The organism is uncultured Campylobacter sp. (assembly GCF_938045405.1).
Classification (GTDB): Bacteria; Campylobacterota; Campylobacteria; order Campylobacterales; family Campylobacteraceae; genus Campylobacter_B.
This window is the reverse complement of the sequence record NZ_CALIMW010000195.1, coordinates 1-10,884: the sequence shown is the minus strand read 5'-3', so window position 1 is coordinate 10,884 and position 10,884 is coordinate 1. Positions and strand designations below refer to the sequence as shown.

At 50.2% G+C, this 10,884-nt stretch carries 9 protein-coding genes; 6 read left to right on the top strand and 3 right to left on the bottom strand.

What is annotated here, in order from left to right; genetic code table 11:
- The 3 genes from Q0140_RS07495 to Q0140_RS07485 form a co-directional block, all read right to left on the bottom strand.
- Positions 1–482, bottom strand: a 482-nt coding sequence (locus tag Q0140_RS07495; protein ID WP_297963417.1) for a hypothetical protein, incomplete at its 3' end; no start/stop codon positions are given.
- Between the two features lie 96 nt (positions 483–578).
- Entirely contained in the window at positions 579–1,307 is a 729-nt protein-coding gene (locus Q0140_RS07490; RefSeq protein ID WP_297963415.1) for a hypothetical protein, read from the bottom strand.
- 182 nt (positions 1,308–1,489) lie between these two features.
- Entirely contained in the window at positions 1,490–1,987 is a 498-nt protein-coding gene (locus Q0140_RS07485) for a hypothetical protein (protein WP_297963413.1), read from the bottom strand.
- A 212-nt stretch (positions 1,988–2,199) separates the two neighbouring features.
- Here Q0140_RS07485 and Q0140_RS07480 point away from each other — a divergent pair, with 212 nt between their 5' ends.
- The 6 genes from Q0140_RS07480 to Q0140_RS07455 all read left to right on the top strand — a co-directional run bounded on the left by Q0140_RS07480 (position 2,200) and on the right by Q0140_RS07455 (position 10,486).
- Positions 2,200–2,682 (top strand): flavodoxin domain-containing protein, encoded by a 483-nt coding sequence (locus Q0140_RS07480; RefSeq protein ID WP_297960662.1) that lies wholly within the window; start codon positions 2,200–2,202, stop codon positions 2,680–2,682.
- A 354-nt stretch (positions 2,683–3,036) separates the two neighbouring features.
- A complete protein-coding gene (locus Q0140_RS07475; RefSeq protein ID WP_297963410.1) occupies positions 3,037–4,002 on the top strand; it encodes an HlyD family efflux transporter periplasmic adaptor subunit in 966 nt (321 codons plus the stop codon).
- 1,178 nt (positions 4,003–5,180) lie between these two features.
- Positions 5,181–7,079 carry an ATP-binding cassette domain-containing protein gene (locus tag Q0140_RS07470; protein ID WP_297963408.1) on the top strand — a complete coding sequence of 633 codons (1,899 nt, stop codon included), beginning with the start codon at positions 5,181–5,183 and terminating at the stop codon, positions 7,077–7,079.
- On the top strand, positions 7,066–7,932 hold the full coding sequence (locus Q0140_RS07465) for a hypothetical protein (protein WP_297963406.1): 867 nt from the start codon (positions 7,066–7,068) through the stop codon (positions 7,930–7,932). The genes Q0140_RS07470 and Q0140_RS07465 overlap by 14 nt, the downstream gene beginning before the upstream one ends.
- Complete coding sequence (locus Q0140_RS07460) at positions 7,899–9,512, top strand: ABC transporter permease (protein WP_297963404.1); 1,614 nt, start codon at positions 7,899–7,901, stop codon at positions 9,510–9,512. Before Q0140_RS07465 ends, Q0140_RS07460 begins: the two co-directional genes overlap by 34 nt.
- Before the next feature lie 77 nt (positions 9,513–9,589).
- Positions 9,590–10,486 (top strand): ABC transporter permease, encoded by an 897-nt coding sequence (locus Q0140_RS07455; RefSeq protein WP_297963402.1) that lies wholly within the window; start codon positions 9,590–9,592, stop codon positions 10,484–10,486.
- Positions 10,487–10,884: the final 398 nt, after the last annotated feature.

The window sequence follows — 10,884 nt, the reverse complement described above, 5'->3', positions numbered from 1 at the left end:
TACATAGAAAAATCAAGGTTTGGCTTTTGAGCGCTTTCTTTAATTTGATCTTTTTTGAGATCTTTTTTTCCGCTGTAGCTATAGAATAATTCAACAAAATCTTTATGATCAAGGTTCAATTTGCCATTTTCAACTTTACTAGGGTTTTTAGCTATAAAATCTTTAAAATCTATTTTGTTGCCGAATTTATTTTTACATTCAAAAAATAAATTAAACATAGGTATAGTTGCGATGTTGATATGTTTCATAAACATATCGGCATTATAAATTTTAAAATATGTATTCATAAATTCGCTAACTTTAACATTGAGCTGAATAGATGTATTGTCGTATTTTCTGTTTGCATATTTTTCATCTACTATCTCGTCGTTCTTGGGTTTTTTATCGGCACTTTTGCCCCAGATATAATAACTCAAAACATCTAAAGCATAGTCGCCTTTTAGCGGTAAATCATATTCAACGATATTTTCATTCTCTTTCATGATATCCTCCTTCAGTATCTTAAGAATTCGTGTTCATGGATTTTGGCGGTTTTTCCGCAACTACTTTAAAACTATGCGATTGAATTTTTATCGCCCTTAATCTATCTTGCAATTTACATAATAATTATTGACTATTTGTCCAAATGTCTTTATATAGCCCTCGTAATTGTTATTATCTAAAATATATCTTATATAGTTGTATACCTCTTCCTTAAAATTATTAACACCATAACTGCCGTAGTGTAGAACCTTATTATGGTATTCTTCATAGTTATCGTAAGAGCCGTAAAATGAAATTTTTCTATATTCTATACAACTTCTCTTATTGATAAAACTATCCTTTGCGTAGATATCCACAAGGTCCTCGTCAGCGCTTAGAACCGCGAAAGCTTGTCTAATAGGTATATCCACATATTGTTCTGTTGGTTTACCATTCTCCCATTCACCCCCTTTAACGATGTCGTTCGTAGCCTCTTTTATGGTGTAATATTTCTTTAAAGCTTCGAAAGGCTCTAGCCTCTCAACCGAGACGTTTTCTATCAGTCCACCGCCCTCAAAATACTGATGTTTCGATATAATCGCGGTTTTATTTACGTCATTTTCGACCACTAATTTTAAGGTTCGCATTATCTCATCCGTAGTTGGGTTTTCTTCTATGATATAAAATTTAGGAGGCAATCCGCCTCTATCATCGCGCCGAACTCTATCAAGAAAGGTAGTGTCTAAGTATTTTTTTAAAATTGCATCGTCGCTAAAAGGAAATTTCATAACGAAAACGATTGAAAGCAGAGCTAACAGCGATAAAACGTACTTACGCTTTTTCAAATTTATCCCCTTAAAATTTTAAAATTTCAAGGGCGCAAATTTACAAAGCTAGCGCCCTTTAAAATTTCATAGATTGCTTTAAATTTCGCGAATTCGCCGTTCTTAAATTTAAACGTCGCGGTGAAATTTTAAAATTTCACCGCAAGCTTTGGGCGGCTTTAAATTTAACATACCGAGTTCTATTAGCATCCCGAGTTCGGCTGCACCCGCGTTTCGCTACCCGTGTGGATCAGCAGAGCTTTGCCGCGCTTAAATCTACACGGCGGGTCGGCTTGCACGGATGAGTACTCCTTGCCGTTTAGTTTGTAGATGATGTTGGAGCCCTGCACCGTCTTTTGGGAGTTTTGGATCGCATCTCCGGCGACCGCGCCCACTGCTGCGCCGCCTATGAGCCCCACGGTTTCGGCTAGACGCCTACTGCTGCTATGTTTGCCGAGCTTATGCCCGATGACTGCACCCGTAGTGCCGCCCGCGACGCCGCCTAAAATTTTACCCGTATTGCCCTCGGAGCGCTCTACGTTGATTTTGGCGGGCAGGACATCGACGATCTCGATCCGATCGCTCTGTCTCATGCGGTTCGTCTCGCTCGCGTCATAAACATCTCCTCCGTATCGATCCTGTGGAGTCGCGCAGCCGCAAAGCGCCATTGCTGCGATCAAACATAATGTAAAATTCTTCATGTTTTCTCCTTTGTAATGAGCTACGGGCGGCATTATACTATGGATTTTTATACGAGCGGTTAAGCGGCGGCGTTAAAATTTACCGGCTCGCTGCCGCTTAAAATTAGCTGTATACGAGGCATCTTGCCGTATCTGGGCGCCTTATAAAATTTTTATTTCACTCAAAATTTATCTTATTTTGTTAGAATCATTCTTATTTTTAAGGAGAGAAAATGAAAAAACTACTAGTTTACGCCACCAAAGGCGGCGATACGAAGGTCGTGAGCGAATATATCGCTTCAAAGCTCGGCTTTGAGATCAAGGAGGCCAAAGAGCTAAATGAGGAGGATTTGGCGGGCGCTAGCGCGTTTATTTTTGCGGCTTCGACGCACGGCGACGGACAGATCCAGGCTAAATTTGACGACAAATTGGAGCTTTTGAATAAAACTGATTTTGACGGACGCAAGGTCGCGCTCATAGGCGTCGGTAACGTCGAGCGCCACGGTAGCGATTTTTGCAGCGGTATGAGCGCGTTTTTGCCGGTGCTTAAAAAGGCTCGTCTCATCGGCGCTTGGGGCGCAGAGGGCTATAAATTTAAACATTCGCGCGCCTTCATAAACGGCAAATTCGTAGGTCTTACGATCGATTTTAAAGGCGACGAGCACTGGCAGGCGAGGGCCGATAAATGGATCGCCGCAGTTAAAGGCGAGTTTTAAATATTTCAATTTTTATGCGACCGACCGAGCTCTGGGCTCATCGAGCCTAAAGCTCGTTAAATTTCCCTATTAAATTTCACGCTTCGCTTGAAAGTGGCGCCTCCTCGTCAAAATTTTAAAATTTTTAATTCAAAAAGTAGCGATATTTTACAAGCCGTACCGCTTAAAATCGCGTGAATAGGATGAAATTTTATCCACCAAAGCTCCAAAATATTGCTCACCAGCGCGGCGATCAATTCAATACGGCAAATTTAATGCGATCGATTTATAAAATCGCCGCCCGAACTTCAAATATCAGCGCCGCATTAGAAAAGTTATTTTATAATAACCGCATATCAAAATTTAAGGCGATCTATGAAAAGGCTTCTAATTTTCGTCGTTTTTGCGCTAGCCGCTCTCGCCGCGGCGATCTACTTCAATCTCGATAGGCGCGAAGAGGTCGCGCACAAGGCCTACGGCATCATCGATATCAGGCAGAGTTCGCTTAGCTTCGAGCGTAGCGGCCGCATTAGCGTACTTTATCGCGACGAGGGCGATTTCGTGCAGGCTGGCGACGTCTTGGCGGCTCTGGATACGGCGGATCTGAGTTTTCAAAGGCGTATTCAGATCGCGAGATGCGACGGGCTTAAATTTAATCTGCAAAAGTTACAAAACGGCTTTCGTAGCGAGGAGATCGAGATGGCAGCGGCGAACGTAAGCGCGCTGCAAAACGCCCTACAGCTCGCTACTTTGACGAACGAGCGCCTCAAGAGCCTAGGCAAAAGCAACTCCGCGTCCAAGCAGCAGATCGACGAGGCGTTTTATTCTATGAAGCGCACGCAAGCCCAGCTGCAAAGCGCGCAGGCTAATCTACGCCAGCTTCAAAGCGGCTACCGCGGCGAGGATGTCGGCGCCGCCCGCGCAAATTTGGCAAGCTGCGAGGAAAATCTAAAATATCTGAATTACCAAATCGAGACGCAAAGCGTGCTAAAAGCGCCCTTTAGCGGGCAGATCAGAGCGCGCCTTAAGGAGCTCGGCGACATCAGTATACCCAGCGTGGGCGTTTTTGAGCTCAGCGAAGTAAAAAACAAGCGCGCGAAATTTTATCTAAGCGAAAATCAGCTCCGCTTCCTGCGTGCCGGACAGAGCGTGCGGATCATCGCCGCGGACGGCTCTAGCGCGAGCGCAAAGGTCGCCTACGTGAGCCAAACCGCGATGTACACGCCCCGCACGGTGCAGACCGAGGAGCTACGCGCCGATCTCGTGTGGGAAGCGCGCGCCGATTTCAGCGACGAGGACGGCAGCTTTCGCTTAGGCCAGCCGATCAGCGTGGAATTTTGACGAGCAAGCGCCGCGCGCGAAATTTTAATGCACGAGCGAAATTTAGCGCGCGGGCGGCACTTCGGACACTGCGGGCGAAATTTGGATAGCAGAGCCCATCGCCCGACAAAATTTTACGCAACGCCGCGCAAGACGCTTATACGGCGTGAACCTGATGAAATTTTAAAAACGCGCTTCGAGGCGGAATTTAAACGGCGCTTGTTCAGCAGAGCAGGGCGATAAATTTCGCCGCGCCTAGAACGAGGTTGTACAAAGGCGGTGCAAAATTTATCGCGCGAGTTTTGCGCGAGCAGGCGGGGCTTTGGATAAAAGATCGGAATTCTCAGCGCGGCGAGTAAAATTTTGCCGAGATTTTGGCGCAAAGCAGCGCGGGTTAAATTTTAAAATTTGCGGCTCGGTGGAAACGAGTACAAGCAGGGCGGCATAGCGGGTAATGGGCTTTGTTTCTAGCTGGCGTTTTGCGATAAACGAGCGGCAATTGAGTGCCGACTGCGGATAGCGGTAAAATTTCGCTACAAAACAAGCGGCGTGATTAATGCCGATTACGAGCGGAAGTGAAATTTTGCCCAAAGGCGCGGTAGCGGTAAAATTTCGCCGAAAGAGGCGCAGCGCAGATAGAGCTCGGCACTTATGGGTCACCAGGTACCTGAAAACTCGCTTTCATCTGTGTTTTGAAGCGAATTTATCGCGGATACTCACTGGCTGCTTCATGTTTTGGAGACCGCCCTGTCCATGCGCGTTGTGTGCGCATCGTTAGCGGCGCGGCTAGCCGATGCGATATGCACACGCTCAAGAAGGATCGGGCGGCGCGCGAAATATTCGGCGCGAGCCGTAAGCAACGCCGATCGTGCGGGCACTCAAATTCGAGCGGGCGATTGCAGGCGCCCCGGCGCGATAGAGCTTGGTTTTACGCGCTTGCGGTAAGTTACGTCGAATTTATATGCGAGGTTTGGGCGAAATTGTTTGACGCGCGTCGCTAAATTTAAAGCGCGCGGCGGTTGTAAAACCAAGATACCGCGGCGGTCACAAAACTAAGACGCCGTAGCGGCTGCGAAACCACGATGTCTTTGTGGCTGTAGAAGCAAGGCGCTGCGGCAAAAAGCGCCTTTTAGGCATGCGTAGGTCTCGTTCGTCGCGCCAAGCGACGGGGCGAGTAAATATAAAATTTGGAGCTAGGCTTGGATCTACTAAATATCGTAAATTTAAAGAAATTTTACCTGCGAGAGGATCGCAGCAAAAACGTCGTTTTTGAAAATTTCGATCTGCGAATCGGCGACGCGCCGCGGCTCATCAGCCTCACGGGCCCCGACGGCGCGGGCAAATCCACGCTTTTAAAGCTCATCTGCGGCATCATCGCGCCCGATTGCGGCGAGATAAAATTCGCAGGTTTCACGCCTAGCGGCGAAAATAAAGAATTCGTCCGCGCAAACGGCTATATGTCGCAGAGCCTGGGGCTTTACGAGGAGCTTAGCGTCTGGCAAAATTTAAACATCTTCGCAGGCCTAAAAGGGCTTGATCTAAAAGGTGGCGAGGAGTATCTGCGTGGGCTTTTGCGCCGCGTGGGGCTTTTGAGCTTTAAAAATTACGCCGTGGATTCGCTCTCCGGCGGGATGAAACAAAAGCTTGGCGTCGCTTGCGCTATCGCAGCTCGTCCGCGGCTTTTGGTGCTCGATGAGCCCACCGTCGGCGTCGATCCGCTCTCGCGCAGCGAGCTGTGGGCGATCGTGCGCGAGTATCTGGATCAAAGCGGCGCGAAATGCATATTTTCGACGGCGTATTTCGACGAGGCGGCGGATGCCGATCTGACGTTGATTTTGCTCGGCGGCAAGATCATAGCGCAGGAGCGCGCGGCAAATATCACTGCGGCGCTGCGGGACCGTACCTTTCGCATCGACGGCGAGGATTATCAGAGCCTGGCGCGCCACTTGATGTTTAAGACGCAAAGATTTTTAAAAAACTCCCCGCTCATCGATATCTGCCCCAGAGACGGCAGCGTCGATCTGCTAAGCGATGAGCCGATAAGCCTGCGCGATCTGCAGGAGTTTTTAAACGCGAGCCTAGAGGGTGACGGCGAAAATACAGAGCGCGAAAACGGGCGCGGCGAAAATTTTAAAATTTCGAATGAAAACAAGGACGTTAAATTTAGCGAAAACGAGGGTGTTAAATTTAACGAAAGCGGGGACGCTAAATTTAACGAAAACGGGGGCGCTAAATTTAAACTCAGCCCGCGCGAGGCGAGCCTAGAGGATGCATATATTTTTTTAAACAGAGCGGAGATCGGCGCGGCAAATTTCGGCTACGAAAAAAGGAGCTTCGATACGGCTCAAACCGTCATCAAAGTGCGCGACGTGAGTAAAAAATTCGGCTCATTCACCGCCGTGGAAAATACGAGTTTCGAGGTCAAAAAGGGCGAGATTTTCGGTCTTTTAGGCCCAAACGGCGCGGGCAAAACGACAACCTTTCGTATGATCTGCGCGCTTTTGGGGATGAGTGGGGGCGAGATCTCGGTCATGGGCGAGGATCTGCGCCACGCTAAATCATCGATCAGATCGCGCATCGGCTACGTCTCGCAGAAATTTTCGCTTTATAAAAAGCTAAGCTGCTATCAAAATTTAGAGTATTTCGGTCGCAGCTACGGCATCGGCGGAGTAGCGCTGAAGCGGCGCATAGAGGAGCTTTTGAGTGAGTTTGGCTTACAGCGACTGCGAAACGAGACGTGGCAGAACCTGCCCTTTGGCGCGGGGCGCAACCTTTCGATGGCGTGCGCGCTTATCCACCGCCCCGAGATTTTGTTTCTCGACGAGGCCACCAGCGGCGCCGATCCGCTCTCGCGCAGGCTCTTTTGGAACCGCATAAATGCGCTCGCGCGCACCGGCGTGAGCGTGGTCGTGACGACGCATTTTATGGAGGAGGCGGAGTATTGCGATCGATTTTTGATCCAAGATCGCGGCAAAATCCTGGCGCTAGGCAGCCCCGACGAGGTCTGCGTGCAAGACGGGCGGCGGCTTAGCGTGCAGCAAGCCTTTATAAACGAGGTGCAAAAATTTAGAAGCGAGGCGGGCGATGAGGGCTTTTGATCTAAATTTTACGCGAGCGGCGAAGATTTTTGATCCAAATTTTATGCGGGCGGGGCGAAAACCGGTGCGCCCACGCGATAAAATTTTAAGCGGCGCAAGGGTCTTGCGGGGCGATGAAATTTTAAACGGCGGCAGGATTTTGAGCGACCGGGCTTTGGGCGTCGGTGAAATTCTAAGCGGCAGCGGGATTTTTAGCAGCGGCGAAATTTGGAGCGATAGTAAAATTTTAAATGGTGGCGAAATTTTAAGAGATTGCAAAATTTCAAGCGGCAGTAGAATTTTAAATCTGACGTCGCGCGGCGGGATACGGCGCGGATTTAGTAGACGGGTACTGCGCGAGCTCTGCGCAGAAGCGAGCCCGCTTCATCTGCACCGTAAATTTCAAAGCGCGAGCGGCTCGCAAATAGATCATAAATTCAAAAGAGCGACCACTCTGCAAACAGATCGCAAATTTAAAATGGCGGTCAGTTTGCGAGTAGCTTATAAATTTAAAACCCCGATGCAAGAATTTCATCGCGGATCTTCCGCCGTCGCGGGGCTTTTACGTCAAAAATCTAGCAGCGAGGCCGTGCTGCGCAACTGTTTAAAATTTCAAAGCCCGCCGTATGCGCTCGCGCGTTTAAAATTTAGGGGCACGATGAGCAAAATGGGCGCGGGCAGTCCGCCTGCGCCGTTAAAATTTCAAATCTCGGTTGCCGCACTTTCGCAATTAAAATTTAGGGGTGTGCCAAATTCGACCCCGCGGCTAAAATTTCAAAGCGCGACGGCAACCGCATTTGCGCTATCAAAATTCGGGAGTCCGCCGCGAGCGGCGCAGTGTTGCAAAATCCTAGCACAGGGGCAGGGCGGATGAACTTTACCTTTTTAAAAATCCTCGTAAAAAAGGAGTTCGCGCAGATCGCAAAGGACCGATCGGCGCTCGTAATCGCGTTTTTGATGCCGCTAATTTTGGTCGTGATCTACGGATACGCGATGCGAATGGACATAAAGCCCGTCAAGGTGGGCTTCGTAAGCGATCTGGGCTCCAAAATCGAGCGGGATCTACTCGGCGGATTTTTGGGCTCAAAATACCTGCAAACCCACGTCTATACGGATTTAGAGAGCGCGAGGAGAGATTTTAAGGCGCACAAGATCGAGAGCATTTTGTATTTTGATCCGCGCTTTGCGGCTAAATTTCAAAACACCTTGAGCGGGCTTGGAGGCGCGGGCGGCGGCATAAATTTAAACCTTTCTAGCGACGAAAGCTTCTCCACGGGCGGCGCAAGCGATATTCAAAATATTAGCAGCAGCGAAAATGTCCGTCCGCTTGAGGACAGAGGCGCGGACACCGGCACGGAAAGCGGGATGAACACCTCTGCGGGCGGCACCGGCGCAAGCGGCGAGGGTTCATACGGCAATGGCGCGGAAACGGGCGGCAGCGGAGTAAATTTAAGCGGCGCGACTGCAAATTCCGGTAGCAGCGCAGGCGACATAGGCGCAAATCAAGGAAGCGTAAATTTAATCGGCGGCGCAGGTGATACGAATGTAGGCCCTATCGACGGCGCGGACGATCTCCAAAATACGAGCGGCGGCGTCAATGCAAGCCCCTCCGCTAACGATGTAGGCGGCGCGGGTGGTGCAGGCGGCGCGAGCGGCTCGAATAAAGACGGCGCCGAGATTTTCCTTATCCAAAACGCCACTCAGTCGCAGCTCGCGCTTCTTAGCTACGTTTACGTCGCAGGCGTGATCGAGCAGGTTTTGGCGCAAGATTACGGCTTTTTGAACGCAAATTTAAACGCCGCAGCAAGACCTGTCAGCGTGAATTATCGCAGCTGGTTCAACGAAGCCAACGAATCGACGTGGTATCTCGTATCTGCCGAGTACGTGGGGATTTTAGGGCTCATCTGCCTATTTATGGTCGCGGTCGTGATCTCGCGCGAATGGGACCGCGGCACGATCGCCTCGCTTTACAACTCCAACGCAAGCGCGCTTGAGATCGTCACTGCCAAGGTCGGCGCGTATTATTTCCTGGCGCTTTTGGGCGGCGCGATGACGCTCGTTTACGGGCAGGTTCTTTTAGGCATCCCGATCCGCGGCAGCGTGGCGATGCTACTGGCGACGCTGTGCGTCTTCGTGCTGGAGATGACCTGCCTAGGCATGCTGATCTCGGCGATCTGCAAAAATCAATTCCTAGCGCAGGAATACGCCATCGTCATCGGCTATCTGCCCGTGACGCTGCTTAGCGGCATGATATTCGATCTGCGTGGACTGCCCGCGGCGGTCAACTTCATCGGGCACCTGCTGCCGCCCACATACGCGGTCGAGTCCTTTCGCATCTGCTTCCTATCGGGCGGACAGAGCGCGACGCTGTGGGTAAACCTCGCCATTCAGGCGCTCGGAGCGGTTTTGTTTTTCAGCTTGTGCGTGCTTAGCGTAAAAAGGGGCGCACGATGAAATTTTTAAAATTTTCGCGCAAACAAACAGAGCGTGGATATAAAATTTTAAAATTTCTCGGCGCGAGGCGCTTTAGCTTGCGGGCGGCGGAGAGTAGATTTGAAATTTTAAAATTTCTTAACGCGAGGCATTTTGGCTCGCATAAACAGGCGGCGGAGTTTTTGAAATTTGCGCCCGAGCTGCCGCGCAATAGATCTAAAATTTTAAAATTTACGCCCAAGCTGCGCAATCGGTTTGGAATTTTAGAGTTTATACGCACTTCAGCGCGTCTTGTGGACACAGCGCAAAATTTTATACCGCAGCGTGGATTTAAAATTTTAAAGCTTATTTGCGAGCCGCTGCGCATTCCGAGTCGTGTTTTGCCGCGCACAGATAAAGCCGAAGCAGGGCGTGCGGTGCGGCTTACTTCGCAGCATACGCACGACGCGACAGAAAAACGGCACGCGGTTAAGTTTAATCATGCGGGCGGATATTCGAATTTTGTGCGCCGCCGCATAGCGCGACTTCGTAGCGCAGCTGCACGGCACGGCTACGAAGTAGGGCGCGCAGAAAAGCTTAGCAAATTTGACCTCATGGGCGCGGTGGTCGCCTTGATCGTTGCGCTTGCGGGCGGGCTGGCACTTGTGGTGCTGTTCACGCTTGCCAATACGAATGTGTCGGAACGCGTGCGCGAGATGGCCACGTTAAAAGTGCTGGGATTCTTCGATCGTGAAGTGCATCGGTATGTGAATCGAGAGATGATGATTCTGACGGCCATGGGAGTGGTGATCGGTTTGCCGATAGGTCGATGGGTCGGTGGTCTGCTCACGGCTGCGCTGAATATGCCGGCATTGTATTTCGAGGTGGAGGTCAAGCCGATGAGTTACGTGATTGCGGCGGCGGCGACCATGGCGTTTGCGCTGTTGGTGCAACTGTTCGTGAATCCGGTGCTTGACCGGATCGAACCGGTCAGTTCGTTGAAGTCGGTGGAGTAATACGACTCAGGGGAGTGTACCCCGCCATTTTCCTCCTTTCTCATGTGTGTCACGTGTTGTGTGGCTTGCGAAACCATTGAAGATAAGGGGGTGTATGGAGCGTGTGTTTGGCGTGATGCCGCAGGCTTCGGTTGGCGTGTCTTGACCGTTGTGCCCGAGTGTTGCGGGTTTCAGCCGTGTGACTCGTTTTTCGTGGGGTTTGCCCGCATTGATTCGTTCCGCTGTAAGCAAGGTGCGGTGCCGTGAATGTTGAGAGCGGCGAGAATATTATGCGGGGGTCGTAGGGAGGGTATCGGAACAAATCCCCCCGATACGATTCGGCGTATCGCAGTTATATGAGGGGTCGCCATATGAAAATACTTTCGCTGGGGGGGGGGCTTCTTTTCTGCCCACATGCA